Source organism: Pseudomonas sp. MYb541 (assembly GCF_037479595.1).
Lineage (GTDB): Bacteria > Pseudomonadota > Gammaproteobacteria > Pseudomonadales > Pseudomonadaceae > Aquipseudomonas > Aquipseudomonas canadensis.
In genome coordinates this window covers 113,962-131,319 of record NZ_JBBGYS010000002.1, presented here as the reverse complement: position 1 = coordinate 131,319, position 17,358 = coordinate 113,962, and the positions used below count along the sequence as shown (strand labels likewise).

14 protein-coding genes are annotated in these 17,358 nt (G+C 54.3%); 4 read left to right on the top strand and 10 right to left on the bottom strand.

Going from position 1 to position 17,358, the window contains the following annotated elements:
• Positions 1–45: 45 nt before the first annotated feature.
• Positions 46–1,752: a bifunctional isocitrate dehydrogenase kinase/phosphatase gene (gene aceK, locus WH299_RS01970; RefSeq protein ID WP_122726642.1), complete on the bottom strand. Its 1,707-nt coding sequence runs from the start codon at positions 1,750–1,752 to the stop codon at positions 46–48.
• 389 nt (positions 1,753–2,141) lie between these two features.
• Here aceK and WH299_RS01965 point away from each other — a divergent pair, with 389 nt between their 5' ends.
• Together WH299_RS01965 and WH299_RS01960 are read left to right on the top strand one after the other, a co-directional pair.
• Positions 2,142–3,767, top strand: coding sequence for a methyl-accepting chemotaxis protein (locus WH299_RS01965; RefSeq protein WP_122726640.1), 1,626 nt, complete (start codon positions 2,142–2,144; stop codon positions 3,765–3,767).
• 52 nt (positions 3,768–3,819) lie between these two features.
• Positions 3,820–4,707, top strand: a complete 888-nt coding sequence (locus WH299_RS01960) for a DMT family transporter (protein WP_122687293.1) — start codon at positions 3,820–3,822, stop codon at positions 4,705–4,707.
• 36 nt (positions 4,708–4,743) lie between these two features.
• Here the strand turns inward: WH299_RS01960 and WH299_RS01955 are convergent, their stop codons facing one another.
• Positions 4,744–5,604, bottom strand: a complete 861-nt coding sequence (locus tag WH299_RS01955; protein WP_339549490.1) for a DMT family transporter — start codon at positions 5,602–5,604, stop codon at positions 4,744–4,746.
• Positions 5,605–6,013: 409 nt separating this feature from the next.
• Here WH299_RS01955 and WH299_RS01950 point away from each other — a divergent pair, with 409 nt between their 5' ends.
• Both WH299_RS01950 and WH299_RS01945 read left to right on the top strand, forming a co-directional pair.
• Positions 6,014–6,802, top strand: a complete 789-nt coding sequence (locus WH299_RS01950; RefSeq protein ID WP_339549488.1) for a CPBP family intramembrane glutamic endopeptidase — start codon at positions 6,014–6,016, stop codon at positions 6,800–6,802.
• Positions 6,803–7,135: 333 nt separating this feature from the next.
• Positions 7,136–8,293 (top strand): acyltransferase family protein, encoded by a 1,158-nt coding sequence (locus tag WH299_RS01945; protein WP_339496404.1) that lies wholly within the window; start codon positions 7,136–7,138, stop codon positions 8,291–8,293.
• Positions 8,294–8,380: 87 nt separating this feature from the next.
• On the opposite strand, the gene WH299_RS01940 is transcribed toward WH299_RS01945, so the two are convergent.
• From WH299_RS01940 to gmd, 8 genes are all read right to left on the bottom strand, one after another.
• The gene (locus tag WH299_RS01940) at positions 8,381–9,487 is read right to left on the bottom strand and encodes a glycosyltransferase (RefSeq protein ID WP_204937120.1); all 1,107 of its coding nucleotides are present in this window, start codon (positions 9,485–9,487) and stop codon (positions 8,381–8,383) included.
• 81 nt (positions 9,488–9,568) lie between these two features.
• Complete coding sequence (locus tag WH299_RS01935; RefSeq protein ID WP_028617446.1) at positions 9,569–10,015, bottom strand: hypothetical protein; 447 nt, start codon at positions 10,013–10,015, stop codon at positions 9,569–9,571.
• A 353-nt stretch (positions 10,016–10,368) separates the two neighbouring features.
• Positions 10,369–12,663 carry a DUF7024 domain-containing protein gene (locus tag WH299_RS01930; RefSeq protein WP_339549485.1) on the bottom strand — a complete coding sequence of 765 codons (2,295 nt, stop codon included), beginning with the start codon at positions 12,661–12,663 and terminating at the stop codon, positions 10,369–10,371.
• A gap of 33 nt (positions 12,664–12,696) precedes the next feature.
• The gene (locus WH299_RS01925; protein ID WP_032864229.1) at positions 12,697–13,632 is read right to left on the bottom strand and encodes a glycosyltransferase family 2 protein; all 936 of its coding nucleotides are present in this window, start codon (positions 13,630–13,632) and stop codon (positions 12,697–12,699) included.
• Positions 13,622–14,002 (bottom strand): GtrA family protein, encoded by a 381-nt coding sequence (locus WH299_RS01920; protein WP_339549484.1) that lies wholly within the window; start codon positions 14,000–14,002, stop codon positions 13,622–13,624. The genes WH299_RS01925 and WH299_RS01920 overlap by 11 nt, the downstream gene beginning before the upstream one ends.
• Before the next feature lie 80 nt (positions 14,003–14,082).
• Positions 14,083–15,258, bottom strand: coding sequence for a glycosyltransferase family 4 protein (locus tag WH299_RS01915; RefSeq protein WP_339549483.1), 1,176 nt, complete (start codon positions 15,256–15,258; stop codon positions 14,083–14,085).
• Positions 15,255–16,211: a GDP-mannose 4,6-dehydratase gene (locus WH299_RS01910; RefSeq protein WP_126570595.1), complete on the bottom strand. Its 957-nt coding sequence runs from the start codon at positions 16,209–16,211 to the stop codon at positions 15,255–15,257. Before WH299_RS01910 ends, WH299_RS01915 begins: the two co-directional genes overlap by 4 nt.
• Before the next feature lie 94 nt (positions 16,212–16,305).
• Positions 16,306–17,340 (bottom strand): GDP-mannose 4,6-dehydratase, encoded by a 1,035-nt coding sequence (gene gmd, locus WH299_RS01905; RefSeq protein WP_122726628.1) that lies wholly within the window; start codon positions 17,338–17,340, stop codon positions 16,306–16,308.
• Positions 17,341–17,358 lie beyond the last annotated feature (18 nt).

Here is a 17,358-nt window from a genome sequence, read left to right as displayed (position 1 = left end):
ATCGGGGCAGCGGCTTGCCTGTTGCCCCGTTCGAGTTTTGGTGCGTTACGTCGATTTGCGCCGATACGGAAACACATCAATCACCTTACCGGCACGAATCGCCTCCTGCAGCCCTTTCCAGTAATCGGCGTTGTACAACTCGCCATGCAGCTCATCGAACAACTTGCGTTGGCCAGCATCCGCAAACAGGAACGGCGGGAACTCCTCCGGGAATACATCCAGCGGGCCAATGGAGTACCACGGCTCCGAGGCCATCTCATCCTCGGGAGTACGCGGCGCGGGGATGTGGCGGAAGTTGGCTTCGGTGAGAAAGCAGATTTCATCGTAGTCGTAGAACACCACGCGGCCGTGGCGGGTGACGCCGAAGTTCTTCAGCAGCATGTCGCCGGGAAAGATATTGGCCGCCGCCAGTTGTTTGATCGCCAGGCCGTAGTCTTCCAAGGCTTCACGCACCTGGGCGGGGTTGGCGTTGTCGAGGTAGAGGTTGAGCGGGGTCATGCGCCGTTCGGTCCAGCAGTGGCGGATCAACACCGTGTCGCCTTCGACCTCGACGGTGCCAGCGGCGACTTCCAGCAATTCAGCGAGGCATTCGGGCTCGAATTTGCTCAGGGGAAAACGGAAATCGGCGAACTCCTGGGTGTCAGCCATGCGCCCGACCCGATCGACGCTTTTGACCAGGCGGTACTTCTCGATCACCGTGGCGCGGTTGACGTTTTTCGACGGTGAGAAACGGTCCTTGATGATCTTGAACACGGTGTTGAAGCCCGGCAGGGTGAACACGCTCATGACCATGCCACGCACGCCAGGGGCCATGATGAATTGATCGTCGGTGGTCGCCAGGTGGTTGATCAGGGCGCGGTAGAACTCCGACTTGCCGTGCTTGTAGAAACCAATGGAGGTGTACAGCTCTGCGACGTGCTTGCCCGGCAGGATGCGCTTGAGAAAGCCGATGAATTCCGCCGGCACCGGCACATCCACCATGAAGTAGGAACGGGTGAACGAGAAGATGATCGATACATCGGCTTCATCGGTGATCAGTGCGTCGATCTGGATGCCCTGCCCTTCGCGATGCAACAGGGGGATCACCAGCGGCCATTGTTCGTCGCGGGTGTAGATGCGTCCTACCAGGTACGCGCCTTTATTGCGGTAAAGCACCGAGGAAAACAGCTCGACCTTGAGGTCTGGGTCCTTGCACACCCAGTCCGGCAAGTTTTCCCGCAGTTGGGCTTCAAGGCGGTGCAGGTCGCCGGCCAGGTCCGCGTAGGGTTCGCTGAAACGGTAGTCGGCAAAGATCTGCGCGAGCATCTCCGGGATTTTTGCGGCGGGCGTGTAGGTGCGCGTCTGCGCGGCCCGTGCCCGGCGCAGGCTGGGCCGGGTGGTGTGGATAAACATGCTGCCGTCGCTGATCAGGTCGTGGCTGAACAGCCCGCAGAAGATCGAGTTGTACCAGGTCTCGGAGAGTTCATCATCGAAACGCAGGTCGATCAGACCGATGTAGGCGCTTTTCACCACGGGCCACTGGTCAACATCGAGTAATGCTCCGTCATCAAAGCTACTGCGCAAACGCGCAATCACCTCACTGACCTTTTCTTCATAGAGGTTGATCCGCGCCGCCGACGCCGCCTGCCCCTGCTGCCACTGGGCCTTCTCAAAACGCTCGCGGGCGCCGTCGGTGATCTGGCGGAAGTGCTCACGGTAATCGTCGAAGCCATCGAGGATCATCTGGGCGACTGCGAGGGCGGATTGCGACATGCGGGAAACCTCTACGGGCATCTGGAAGCCCTGAGCTTAGCCAGTGTACGAGAACAGGAGAAGGGTCATTTTTTGCCCTGCCTTGTACAACTTCGTTCATTTCGTACATTTATTTTCAATTTTTTTAATTCGACCATTTGGTCAATAAACACACCATCAAGTCACACTGCGTTTTACCTGCACGCCTGCATTGGCGGGGCTTGGCAGATTGATGCCGGAAATCCCTATGCAACGCCGGCCGCAATCTGCGCGCAGTGCTCTGGATCCAACTAAGGGAAACCCTGATTACCACGATAGTGGCACTTTGATATATAGCGCGCCCTCTCCCACCCTAACAAGGTCATAAGACCGATCCGGGAACAGGTTCTAATCGCCCAAGGAGCATTGAGATGTCATTGAGGAACATGAGGATCGGTCTGCGTGCCAGTCTGAGTTTTGGGGTTTTGGCCAGCTTGCTGGTGATCGTCGGGATGTTTGGGCTGGGCCAGATGGCCAAGTTGCGGCAGAGCGCACTGGTTATCGAAGAATCGTGGATGCCGAGTATCGAGAACATCCACGACAGCGCGGCCTTCGTGGCCAGCATCCGCCTAGAGGCGTTGCGCCTGGCGACCACTGACGAATCGCGGATCCGCGACAACAGCAAAGCCCTGATCACCCGCCAGCGCACCGAGCTGCAAACCTTGCTCGACCATCACAAAACCCTGCTCAGTGGCGATGAAGAGCGCGAGATGCTCAAGCAACTCGAAGGTAATGTGAACGCCTACCTGACCCTCGTCGGGCAGATCGTTGCCTTGGTGGACAAAGATCAGCAACAGGACGCCATCGATCTGCTCAACAGCCGCCTCGCGCCACAAGGCGTGATTCTCAACAAAAGCCTGGAGGACATGATCGCGTTCAACCAGAGCGGCGTGGAAACCGCTGTGGACTCCGCCGCACAGACCTATTCCAGCGCGCAGTGGGTCGTCGGCTCGATCATCGTCTTCGCGTTGATCGTCACCTTACTGTTGGCCTGGCTGCTGACCCGCAGCATCATCGCCCCCCTCGGCCAGGCCCTGATCGTTGCCCGCACCATTGCCGGCGGCGACTTGAGCCAGCCAATCGCCGTCAACGGCAACGACGAACCCGCCCAATTGCTCACGGCCCTGGCCACCATGCAGGCGCAGCTGCAAGGCACCATTCGCGGGATCAGCGAGTCGGCGCAGCAGCTGGCGTCTGCTGCCGAAGAGATGAGTTCGGTGATGGAGCAAAGCACCCGTGGCCTGCAGGCGCAGAACGACGAGATCGAACAGGCCGCCACTGCCGTGACCGAAATGAGCGCGGCCGTGGATGAAGTGGCGGGCAATGCGGTGTCCAGCGCCGAGGCGTCCCAGGCCTCCGACGAGGACAGCAAGCACGGCCATTACCAGATCAGCGAAACCATCAGCTCGATCCAGAACCTGGTGGACGAAGTGCTCGGCGCTTCAAACAAAGCCGAAGGCCTGGCGGTACAGGCTCAGGACATCAGCAAGGTGCTGGAAGTAATCCGTGGCATCGCCGGGCAGACCAACCTGCTCGCACTCAACGCCGCCATTGAAGCGGCCCGCGCGGGCGAGGCCGGGCGTGGTTTTGCGGTGGTGGCCGATGAAGTGCGCTCCCTGGCGCAGCGCACCCAGGACTCCACCGAAGAAATCGAGCAGATGATCACCGGTATCCAGCAGGGCACCCAAGACACGGTCGAAGCCCTGAACAGCAGCGCCGAACATGCCGGCCAAACCCTGCAACGCGCCAACAGCGCAGGCAGTGCCCTGGAGAAGATCACCGCGGCCATCTCGCAGATCAGCCAGCGCAACCTGGTGATCGCCAGCGCCGCCGAGCAGCAGGCGCTGGTGGCACGCGATGTGGACCGCAGCCTGGTGAACATTCGCGACCTGTCCACCCAAACCGCCGCTGGCGCCACCCAGACGTCGGCGGCCAGCCAGGAACTGTCGCGCCTGGCAGTGGACCTGAATGGGCTGGTGACGCGGTTTGTCCTGTAATCATTGGAAATGTCATGCAACACTCGCGGGCTTATTGAGGTAGGAGTGTTGTGTGAGACCTGTCGACAGCCTGTATTTACTGGGGCTCGCCGCCATCTGGGGCGCGAGTTTCCTGTTCATGCGCATCATTGCGCCGGAGATCGGCACGGTGCCAACCGCGTTTTTCCGCGTGTCGATCGCCGCCGCCGGGTTGCTGGTGATTTTGGCGATGATGCGCGTGAGCTGGGATTTCCAGGGCAAGTTCAGGACGGTGTTGCTATTGGGGGTCATCAACTCCGGGGTCCCGGCGACCATGTACTCGGTAGCCGCCCAGGTGCTGCCGGCGGGTTACTCGGCGATCTTCAACGCCACCACACCGTTGATGGGCGTATTGATTGGCGGGCTGTTCTTCAGTGAACGGCTCACACCGTCGAAAATTGCTGGCGTGTGCCTGGGCCTGTTTGGCGTGGGGGTGCTGACCCGCGCAGGGCCGGTGGCGTTTGACCTGGAATTGTTGATGGGTGCGCTGGCCTGTTTGCTGGCGACCACCTGTTATGGCTTTGCCGGGTTCCTGGCGCGGCGCTGGTTGGATCAGCGCGGTGGCTTGGACAGTCGCCTGTCGGCCCTGGGCAGCATGCTCGGTGCGACGTTGTTCCTGTTGCCGTTCTTCGCCTACAGCGCGATCAGCCAGCCGCCCGCCAGTTGGGGTGGGTGGCAGGTGTGGTTGTCGTTGCTGGGCTTGGGGCTGGTGTGTACGGCGTTTGCCTACATTCTTTACTTCCGGTTGCTGACGTCCATTGGGCCGGTTAAGTCGATGACGGTGACGTTTATGATTCCGCCGTTTGGGGTGCTGTGGGGGGCGTTGTTGCTGGATGAGCCGTTGTCGATGGCGCACCTGTATGGCGGGGTGTTGATTGCGGGGGCGTTGTGGTTGGTGTTGCGGCCGAAAAGAATCCTGTAGGAGCCCGCTTGCGGGCTCCTACAGGGTGCGGTTGTGTCAGGTCTTACGGAACACGAAAACCAGGCCGATGATGATCAACCCCATCCCCATCAGGCTCAACATCGCGAGCCGGTTGCCAAAGATCAGGTAATCCATCACTGCCGTCACCGCCGGCACCAGGTAAAACAGGCTGGTGACATTCACCAGGTTACCCCGGGCGATCAGGCGGTACAGCAACAGGGTGGCCAGCAACGACACCACCAACCCCATCCACAGCACCGGCAGGTAGAAACCGCTGCCGTGCTCGAAGTGGAACGGCTGGAACGGCACGAATACCGAACACAGCAGCAACCCCGCCAGGTACTGCACCGGCAGTGTGCCCAAGGGGTTGTCGGTGATGCGCTTCTGCATGATCGAGCCGAAGGTCATGCTGGCCAGGGCCAATAACCCGAACAGCATCCCCGCCAACGACATGCCGGACAAACCGATGCCCTGGTAGACCACCATGATCAGCCCCACCAACCCCAGCGCCAAGCCAAACAGCCGGCTCAACGAACGCTGGCGCTCCATCAGCACAACGGTAAGGATCGGCTGCACGCCCATGATGGTCGCCATTACGCCGGGGGTGACCTTGAGGTCCAGGGCCAGCAGATAGAAAATCTGGTAGGCACCCAGCAGCACCAACCCGGTTACCGCCGCGTACAGCATGGGTTTGCCGGGGCGCGGCAGCTTGAGTTTGAGGATCGGTATCAGGATCACCAAGCCCACGAGGGCGATGGCAAAGCGGATCAACAAAAACGCGAAGGGTGATGCGTGGGCCAGGCCCCATTTGGAGAAGATCGCCCCGCTGCTCCACAGCAGGACAAACAGACTCGTCGAGGCCGCCGCGGCCACGGATTGTTTCGAAAGAACAGACATGGATACCACCTGTCATCAGGCAAAAAAAGCCGATTCAGCAGACGCTGAAGGTCAGTAGTTTTTTTCAGGCGGGCAGACGGGAACAGCAATCAGCTGATCAGCCCGAAATGCCAACACCCGGCGGTGATACGACTGCGTACACCGGCGTGCTACGGACAGGTGGGGGGTAGTGGCTGATCTGCGCAGGCTGCTTGTCCGCGCACGGCACGACCGCAGCGTTGACCGCTGAATCGACTACCGCTATGCGCTGGAAAGCTGGCATGGGCTGATCTTGTATGAAGGAATGAAGAGGCTGGGACTATAACCAGCCGTTGATAGGTTTTGCAATCACCCTGGATGGTGGAGTTTTCATGTGGGCCCTGCGAGATGGCTCGCTATAATGCCGCCCAGATTTTTCCAAGGATTCCCCATGATCGCATTGCCCTGGCTGTACCTGGCGCTTCTTTCCATCGGCTATCTGCTGGCCTTGATCTACGGGCAACTCGGGCTGTTGGCAGGTGTGTCCGTCGGCCTGCTGCTGATCGCCGGCTATGCGGTACGCCAACAACGCACGCCGTGGGCGCGCTACCTGGGTCACGGCCTGTTTATCGTACTGGCGCTGGGTCTGGCGATGCACTGGCTACCGGGCTTCTACAATGGGCGTGGCATTGCCTCACAACGTTTCACCGAAGATGCAGTGCCCTTCTTGATGTACCTGAACCAGGACAAACCACTGATTGGCTTCTGGCTGTTGCTTGCCTGCCCGTGGATCGTGGCACGGCGCCCGCTGCGGCTGTCGATCTGCGTCGCGGCCCTGGCACTGACCTTGACTGCCGTTGTAGCACTCGGTGGAGCAGTGCTGCTGGGGATCACCCACTGGGCACCAAAATGGCCGGAGCAGTCGTGGTTATGGGTGCTGAATAACTTACTGTTGGTCACGCTGGTGGAAGAGGCGTTGTTTCGGGGCTACGTACAGGGCGGGATAAGCCGACGATTAAAGCATTTGTCGTATGGCGACAACCTGGCGTTGTTACTGGCCTCATTGCTGTTTGGACTGGTGCACCTAGGTGCTGGATGGCAATGGACAATGCTGGCAACCATTGCTGGCGTCGGGTATGGGTTAGCGTATCGGTTTGGAGGGCTGGGGGCAGCGGTGGTCACCCATTTTGGGGTAAATCTGGTGCATTTCGGGTTGTTTGTGTATCCGATGGCGGCCTGAACTTCCCTCCCCGCACGCAATGAAAACCTACTACCCTGCTATCAATAGGCGCCTCTCGCTCAAGAAAGAAGAAGGTGAACTGGAGCACATATTTGAGTTTTTCATGTGTTCATCAACCCAAACTAGCAGCACAAGACATCGCCAACATAGAAAATGCTCAGGCCAAAACCCGGAATTCATGGATGCGGGGCAAGGCGTCAAGTTTTTAACAAAAAAAAACACAATAGACAGCCTATTAATATCTGGCATATCTTGCAGCCCGCAAGGTCTCAAAACGCGGAACTGACCCAGAAGTCACCCTAAGCCGGCTACACGCCAAAATGGACACTGTAAATGCAACAATACAATGACAAAGTCATCTTTGCCAACCAGCTACGGGCTCTGGCTATTATCGCAGTGATGATAGTTCACCTGTGTGGAATTTTCTGGCTGGCCCGAGAGACTGTTTCAACTTACATTTACTCTCCCGTCATAGAAGGTGCTACGCCACCTTTATATGGGTGGCTGTCGCCGCGAACAGTAAACTATGGTCCCTTTGGTGTTGCTGTCTTCTTTCTTATCAGTGGTTTCGTCATACCCTTTTCTCTTTCTAAATCTTCGCCGGTTGAGTTCTTGATTTCGCGAGCGCTTCGAATCTATCCAACCTACTTGATCGGATCCGTTCTCGCGATCACAGCGGTCTGGCTTTCCAGCCTGTATTGGGGAAAGACGTTTAGCATAAACTTCAAAGAGCTGTTCTTAAACCTGACCCTGACGCACTCCAACCTGAACACTCGCACCATTGACTTAGTCAACTGGACACTGGCGATAGAGATAAAGTTTTATATCATATCCGCCCTACTCTTCAGCGCACTGAGAAAAGCCAGCGTCATGCCAATACTGTTATTGGCCATCGGTGTGCTGGGTTTCACTGAGTTTTACCCCACTGCAAAATCCATCATCGCACTTAAATACGTAAACTTTTCGGTGGAGTCGCTAAAAGCCGAACTGATGATTGTATGTTTCATGTTCGTCGGCACTCTGTTTCATTTTCACTTCATCCAAAAGATCAGTACTCTCCAGTTGGTCATCTATAGCACTGCTCTGTTGAGCCTTGTGCTCATGTGCTGGACTCACAATGAATGGGCACCGGGAATACCTAATACACCCTTGAACTATTTTTATGGGCTTGGTGTGTTCACGCTCGCTTATACATTGAGGAAATACTTCAGGCCCATTGCACCACTCGACTTTATCGCCAAAATCAGCTACCCGCTTTACATCATACATTCTTTGATCAGCTATTCGATAATGCGCGTGATGCTGGACAACAATGCATCCTTCTATGTGGCACTGGCAACGGCTGTTTTAACCGTGATAGGGATTGCTTATCTTCTCCACATCACCGTAGAAAATGCATCAATCAATTACGCCAAGACGCTTATCAAACGGATGCGAAAAGTGGAGCCAGCGATACCGGATACACAACTCCAGTCTCGTTCGACCCTCTAATGACCCCTGCCTGTATTTGGCGCAACCACGCCAAATACAGCTTATTCATACTGTCTCTGGTAGCCACACATAATTAAAACGACGTTATTAGCGATTGATTAAATCACGATAAAGCTTCACGTAAGCCTCACCCATCGAGTGAGAAGTAAACACCTTCAAATATCGTTCTCTTGCAGCAGCACCATAACGTGCAGCCAACTCAGGAGACTCCCACAATGCTGCCATGGCATGGCGCATGGCGGGCGCATCGCCTGGGGGAACTACTATTCCAGAAACATCATGCTGGTTAATAAAACTGGTTCCCGTACCAATTTCGCTGCATACCATCGGTTTACCAAACATTGCCGCTTCAAGCAGGCTAATACCGAACGCCTCTGAGCGTAAATGCGAAGGAAACACTACCGCATAACAGGCCTCAAATAGATTGACCTTTTCCTGCTCGGTCACTTGCCCGATGAAATGCACATTGTGCAGTTGCCGCTCGGATGCAACGCGCATTAGTTCTTGCTCTAAGGGGCCAGCACCAACAATCAACAACGGCCAATCAGTCCCTTCGACGGCCCGGAGTAAAAACTCAAGCCCTTTATAATAGCGCAGCACACCCACAAATAGAAAAAAACGCCCGTAACGGCCTCGAAGCTCCTGAACCTTATCAGCCTCAGAAACGGGGTACATTGACTGCTCCAACCCGATGGGAATCGAAGTAGACTTATGACGATAACGCGCTAAAACGGGAGAGCTTTCAAGATAGTTCGGACTGGTTGCCACAATCGCATCGACATCATTCAAAAAAAGGCGCTGCAAGGGACTGTATAAGCATTTAAGAACTTTTTGACGGACAATATCCGAGTGATACGTCACGACGGTTGGTTTCTGGATCCGGGTTGCAAAATGAACCACGTCCATAAATGGCCAAGGAAAGTGGTAGTGCACAACATCGGCAGACTTGGCCAACTCCGCGAACAGCTTGAACGAAGACACAGAAAAGCCGGTAGAGGCCACATTGAAATCTTCTTTCGCCTGGACCAACTTATAACTCGGGCCTTCGACGTTCGCCACTTCACCCTTGGCTAACGAAAGCACTACATTTTCGCAACCCTGCTGAGCGCTCACATGTGTCAAATGGCGAATAAACATTTCGACGCCACCATGCTGGTCAGCGGCAAAGGTTTTATAAAAGTGTAGAATTTTCAAATAACACCTACTTTAAAACGGTGAAGCTTGCCGCCTGACAAGCGAGCAAACTTCACGGCTATTTGATTAAAATACAAACACTTATTTAACTTTCACAGCAAGCTCCAGCGGTTTGACATTCTTCGCCTCAAACCAACCTGCACCTTCTTTGACAAGGCTGACTTGAAGGATATAGTTCCCGGGCGCCTTAGGTGCCACTACACCCAACTGCACTGCCACTTCTGAATCAGGCTTAACCGGTTGTGCAAATGGTGTACGGTTCCCATCAAGCAAAAGCACTGTTTTGTCCGCATTCAGCCAGTGATAGCTGGCCAAGACAGGGGCCTTCGAAGCCTTGGAATCCCAAGTACCGCTGCTGGTGTTCTTGACGGTAATCGGCACTGCAAACTTGCTGCCTGCGGCAACATCTAAACTCGACGAGGAGGCACTGTATTGAGCAGAAAAGACGTTCTCCACTTTACCATCATCGCAAGCGCTCAACGCTGCAATACCAACCATCACGCCCGCCAATTTACCTAACTTCATCATATAACTACCTTGTGAGTGATTTTTCCAGTTTTCATCGGTTGGTACAGTGTGTACGTGTTGATACATCGACGAAAATTACTAACTTAAATCGGCTGTCTCTGCCTGAGATCAACCCCTATTCCAAAAAAATCGAGAAGCCGCATCGAGCCCTCACGCTGATGCGCCGGATGCCCTGAACGGGACACAACCGAGCCGGGACTTACGGACAGCTTTACTCCTCGAATGTGTCAGTAAACTGCGGGCCACCCTACACATTTCGTTTAGACACAGAACCTTTTGAACAGTTCTATATTTTTCCGAACAGGCAGCCCTCAGTTCACAGCACCGCGTAGCTGTAAATAGCAAGCGTTCGACTATTCAAGCCGTAATGATACGAACCCAATCCCCAATTTACGCGAATCGTTCCCTACGCCCAGCTGTTGGGGTGAAACGGGGGTAGGTGGGCTGAAGACAATGCTGTCAGCATCGTCACCTTGAAGGTCTACCGAGAGTCGGACTTCAGATGGCTCAGCCCCCAGCAAGACTTCATATTCGCGATTACCTATTGTCACTTTGATGGGTTTATTGACGTTAGGTGCAAATGCCCGAGCGACTAACACCAACGTGAATGTTTGTGGCAGCGGGGCTGTGAATTCAATACGCACCGTGTTGGAAAGTCTCGCATCGGACCAGCGCCCCCAGGATTCTTTCCCAGAAAGCCCCTCGGCCCCTTTCACCGTATTCGGCCAACCATCTCGCGTAAAATCGATACCGTCTTTCAGACTACCGGGATAGCGGGCTCCCAACTTGTCAGCATAATAACCGGATTTTTTCATGATCTGCGCAAAGCTCAGACCCGAGAGATCAGCCGGCTTCGGCCTATTCAAATTGAAAAAAACCAGCTTCCCATCAACGCTGGATATCGAGGGCCCGCTGCCCAGCAGCGCGGTAAACTGTTGAACCACACTCTGGGCATTATCCTCATAGCCGCGACGATCAATATAAATCCCGTTGAAACCAAGATTTTTGATCACTTCCAACTGCTTTTCCGGTGTTTCTTGGGCAAGCGCTCGATAAAATAGATCGCCTTCCCGCCCCTTCATGCCACCGAAGCTCCAGCGCAGTGTTTTGGAATGCAGCACGCCCGCACCCAACTGGTAGTTATTCAGGCGGTGGACAGGAGGCATTTCTGGAAAGGCAATGTAGGGAAGCTGATAAACAGCAGCCTGAGCGGGTAACGCCGCTTCAATCGAAGTCACGAACGCCCTGTCATTCTCAAAAGCAGCCTTGGCGCTCGCATTACAAGCCCGGCAGGCCGGCGCTGTCTGATCATATAACCCTACGACAAGCAGCAGGGTCAGAATCGCCGTCGAATAGACCGCAAGCCTTGATGAAAAACGCGTCATCAACGTCTGCAGCACTATAAAGAAAATCAATAGTGCGCCGAACCCAACAAACACACTGATTCTGTTCCACCCCCTGATTGAAGAAGAAACAAAAGATGAAAAAAGTGCGCCGAGCCCGCCGATAGTACCTAGCATAAAAAGCACAAAAACAAGCGCTACCAGAAACCCCAGTTTCGGATCAACAGAATGCCCCGTGAGAGACAGTAGCAACACACAGAACGCTAACAACAGGCCGAGTGCGCCGACTGCACCCAGTGTAGAAGTCGCGTTCTCATTGATTAATGGAAAGGTCGAGTTATACAGGCTTGTAAACCTCCCCACCCACGATATGCGGTGATCCGCTCTCGGAAGGATGAGTTGCATTAACTTGAAACCGTAGACCTCGGCTTCCATTGGGGACCGTTGCGCCACCTCCAGGTTGGGACCCGCTTGGTTTTTCGCGAGCATATTAGGTGCCACATTAAGCAACACCCCACCCATCAATATCGAAAGCACGCACAGGGTGCGAATAATCACACTGACACGACGGGCTCTGCACCACCCCAATACGCCCCCAAGCGCAACCAACATAACGCCAAACAACGCGTAGTACACACCGAATGACGACAGCACCAGCAGCCCAAGCACGACGGCCACAGCCTTCGGATAAGAAAAGCCTTTTAACGTTTGGCTATCAGCGTCGGTTGAAGATTGAAATATTGAATACGACAAGTAGAAAAAGAACGGAACAACGAAATACCAGGTGTAAAACAGATGGTCCATTCTTAACAAGTGAAATGGCAAAAACGTGAACAGCATGGCCGCCACAAATGCAAATGAGCGGAACAGGCCGAAAGCGCGAACCACGACGAACGTCGCAGAAAACCCTACTGGAAAACTCAGGAGAAGAAACAGGTTTGTCGCTTTGAAGCTGCTCCCCGATACGATTGCAAGTAGCTTAATGAGAAGGTGGTTACCAAAGTCAGAACCTGGATAATCTAGAAAATTTGACCCAAACGGATACCCACTGCGAATATTTTCAAACAGCCATCCTTCAGAAACCCGTTGAGCCATCCAGGCATGAAAGAGACTGTCTCCCGCATACCGATAAGGCGCAGAAAGATCAGGCAGCAGGCCCGAAGGCCAGCCACTGATGAATACGCTCGCCAACACAAAAGATAAGAAAGCGCCCCCAAGCACTATTACCCAGTCACTTTTAAATACCTGCCACAATGATGCGAGTGGCTGTCCTGAACTTAAAACCGTTCTTTCCTGGAGCGTCATGCTTGAGGCCACTGTCCAATATCCCTTACCAGATTAATCAAAGTTGACGCGCTCTGCCTCTACCACTAGAGGCATATTACGTACCTGCGTGTGCACCGACCCTATGTATTCTCCCAGCATGCCCAGGAACAGTATCTGAACCGAACTGAAGAAAAATAGTGAAATCAACAACGGCGCAATACCCATCTGGAATGAGTCCCAGAATATGATTTTTGCCACAAAAAAACAGAACGCCATCAACAAGCTGACCAGGGCAAGCAGCCCTCCTCCCATTACCATCAAGCGAAGAGGAACCTTCGAGTGATTGGTAATTCCCAACATAGCGATGTCATACAAGGTGTAGAAATTGTTTTTTGTAATCCCGCGTTGACGCCGAGGTTGCTTGAAGGGAACAGTGGCGATAGGAAAACCAATCTCACACAACAAACCGCGAAAATAGGGATACGGATCATCGACCTTCTTCAGGATATCCAGCACCGCGCGATCAAATAATCCTGCGCCCGTGGCATTTTGAACAAGTGGCACTTCAGAAATACGAGAAACGAATCGGTAGTAGGTTTTCCTGAGGAAAAACATGACCGGCGACTCTTCACTCTCGGGCTTGACTGCCAGGACAGTCTTGAAACCGGCCTCCCATTTCTTGACAAACTCTTCGATCATTTCCGGTGGGTCCTGAAGATCGGAGGCTATCAGTACGCACGCATCGCCCTTGACTTGTAGCAGCGCATGGTAGGGGGAACGGATATGACCAAAATTGCGGGCATTCAAGATAATCTTGACGCGCTTATCCTGCGCCGCGATCGCTCTCAACTTTGGAATACTTCCATCCGTCGAACAGTTATCGATGAACACGTGTTCATAATCGTAATCCAGCTTTGACATGACGTCATTAATTCGCTGGCACAGCTCATCAATATTCGCCTCTTCGTTATAGCAAGGCGTCACAATACTTATTAATTTACGCGTCATTGAAAACAAACCTATTATTAATGAGGAACGACAATACGGCCATCGGCAGAAGCAAGATCAATCCGGACACGTAAGGTACAACTCCGAATAGCGCCAGCGCCGCCACGCCACCTAGATTCACGCCATAAACCACTGCGTAGCCCAGTACAAACCTGACAATCAGCTTATTGTCATGAGAGCCGAAAACCAACGAACCCGTACTTTTAAAATTGAACGCCACACCTAAAACGGTTGCCAGTAACAATGCAAAACTGTAATGCAAGCCCAGATAAATAAAACCCGCAAAGCATCCATAGCCAAATGCTGCGTTCATCAGTCCGACGAGCAAAAATCTCAAAAACTTCACTTGGATCAGTTCATTGAACGTCATCATCCTGACCTTATACCCCTTGAGCCGACTGCGCCGTTCCAGCTAAAACAATACCCATTAATCATGCCCCCAGCTCATGGCTATGTTTCTGCGGCTTCTGAGTAAACCTGTAGCGTTTCTCGCGCACAACGCGCCCATGAAAACTGGCTGGCCCTGGCCTTACCCACCTGCACCATTCTTTCATGCAGCCCTGAATCCTCAAGCAGTCGGGAAATAGCTGTCGTCAGGGCTTCGGCGTCCCCGGCCTCGAATAGCGTACAGGCGTCCTCGGCAAATTCCGCCATGGAGGTACCCCCAGCGCAAATAACCGGTACGCCACTCGCCATCGCCTCAAGCACCGGCAGCCCAAACCCCTCGTACAACGAGGGAAAGACAAAGGTTTTGGCACCGGCGTATATAAAAGGTAAATCCTGAGCGCTCACAAATTGCAGAAACTTCACTTCCCCCTTGGCACGCAGTACTTGAATGCGCGCCATCAAATCAGCATTGAGCCAACCTGGTGCACCGGCGATAACCAAAGGCCAGGCGCGGCGGACATCCGCAGACAGGCGCTGCCACGCGTCCAATAGAATCGACAGCCCTTTGCGCGGCTCAATCGTCCCGACATAGGCCAGATAGGCACCATGCACCAAGCCATACTTGGCCAGTACCGCCTCGCTCTGTTGTGCCGAACGCGGCATGAAACGCTCATCGGCCCCCAGATAAATGGCCCTGACCCTGGCTGATGGAACGTTGAATTGTGAAATAAGCTCACGGCGCACCACTTCGGAATCGGTAATGACGAAGTCCGCCCGAGCCAGTGTCTTCGGGAGCTGACGACTCAACCAGGCCACACGCTCGGCCGGGTGAAATTCGGGATGGCGAATAAACGAGAGATCATGCACCGTTGTGACGCTGGGCCCATCATGGGGCCTCAAGATGAAGTTAGGCTCGTGATAAACGAAATTCCGGCAGCGTTGAGCGCCTTGCTTGAATCGCGTATTCGAGACCATCGACTTCAGTTGATAGGCCAACGGTGCAGCACGCAACGTTCTACGCAGATACCCCAGCACGCCTGAGCGCGCGCCACCTGATGGCGCAGAGGCTGAGTCAAGCCCGGCCAACAAATCTGCTGCAGGTAAGAACCGATGACCGTCAAAACAGCACGTGGCCCCAACATCAGGCACCCTAGAATACTCACGCAAAAGGTTAAGCGTGTAGTTTCCTATCCCGGTCAAGGGCGGACGCAGCGACTCGGCGCCCATCAGCACGTTCACTGCTCGGTTTCCACACGGGATCGCCAGTCCACTAACAGCGACGCCAGTGTGTCCTTCAACGAAATAGTCGGCTGCCAGTTCAGAACATCACGCATGCGATCACTGTTACCAACGGCAAATGGAATATCCGATGGACGCAAGCGCTGAGGATCCAACTCGACAGCGATGCTCTGACGGCTCTGACCGACAAGCTCGTTCAGGACGCTGCGAATTTGACAGGCATTTGCGGAGGAAATATTGAAAAGACGTGGGTAACCCGACTGCTCGCTGAGGGTCAGCAACTGCAGGTAAGCCGAACAGACATCGCGCACATCCAGGAAATCCCGGTAGGCATCCAAGTTGCCAACCTGTATGACCGGTGCTTGTTTACCGCTCTCGATCAGGGCAATTTGCCGGGCAAACGAAGCAGTGACAAAGTCGGGTGACTGCCCCGCGCCGATATGGTTGAACGGACGTGCAATTACCCCTCGGACGCCTTGCCGAAAATACTGCTCGCCGGCCAACTCAGCCGCTAATTTACTGGCTGCATAGGGATTCATCGGCAAGCAAGGGCTGCTTTCATCAAGCGCGACGCCCGCCTTGAATGCCTCGCCATACACTTCGGAAGAACTGACGAGGACAACAAACGCATCAGGTGCTTTCTGCTTTATTGCTTCCAGCAGATTCATAGTCCCCAGGACGTTGGTATTCCAGGTCAGCAATGGATCACGAAAGCTCGTCGGCACATGAGAAACGGCGGCCAAATGAAGAACATGAGTGGGTTTGATCCGCTCAAGTGTCGCAGCGCACGCCTGCGCATCACGAATATCCAGCAATACATGCTCAACATCCGCTCGAAGCGATGCGCCAGGCGAGGTGCAAGCGCAGCTTACCCGGTAGCCAGCGGCCAACAACTGCTCCAGCAGAACTTTCCCAACAAAGCCATTGGCTCCGGTTAACAGAACATGTTTCACGGCTATTCACCTTTAGACTGGACAACACAGGTAGGACGAACGGGCCAAAAAACAGCCCGCTCGCTCCGAGCGCAAACCACGCGCTCTGTCAGCTTCAGAACGAAAAGCCTTGTTCGTTTCGACGTAGATCAGCCTCCACCATCATGCGGCACAATTCTTCAAGATTGGTTGCAGGCTCCCAACCCAGCTTTTCCTTGGCCTTTGCAGGATCGCCAATCAACAGTTCAACTTCCGCGGGGCGGTAGAATTTCGGGTTGACCCGTACAACGACTTTGCCGGTTGCAGCATTTAGCGCATGCTCTTGATCGCCATCGCCACGCCAGTCCAGATGGATATCAACCGCCTTGAATGCCAGCGAGACGAAGTCACGGACGGTCTCGGTGCGATTGGTCGCCAGTACGAAAGTATCCGGCTCATCGACCTGCAACATACGCCACATGCCTTCCACATATTCCTTGGCAAATCCCCAGTCGCGCTTGGCGTCCATGTTTCCAAGCTCCAGGACGTCCAGCTTGCCCTGGGTGATCTTGGCCACCGAGTCGGTGATCTTGCGAGTGACAAACTCGCGCCCACGCAGCGGGGACTCATGGTTGAACAGGATGCCGCTGGCCCCGAATATGCCGTAGGACTCACGATAATTGATGGTCATCCAGTGGGCGTACAACTTAGCAACGCCATAGGGGCTGCGCGGGTAAAACGGCGTGGTCTCGATCTGTGGAATCGCTTGGACCTTGCCAAACATTTCAGAAGTGGAGGCTTGGTAATAACGAACCTTCGGATTCACGATCCGAATCGCTTCCAGCAGATTGACAGCGCCCAAGCCTGTGATTTCCGCGGTGGTCACCGGCTGATCGAACGACACGCCGACAAAGCTTTGAGCGGCTAGGTTGTAGACCTCGGTCGCCTCGGTGCTTTGGAGCAGGCGGATGCTGGCCGAGAGGTCGGTCAGATCATATTCCACCAGATGCAGGTTCGGGTGCTGAGTGACGCCCAGCTCATCCATCCGCCAGAAGTTGACCGAACTGGTACGGCGATAAGTGCCATAGACGATGTAGCCTTTTTCTAGCAACAGCTGAGCAAGGTAGGCGCCGTCCTGTCCGGTAATGCCGGTAATAATTGCCTTTTTCACGTGTAACTCCTTGAGCAA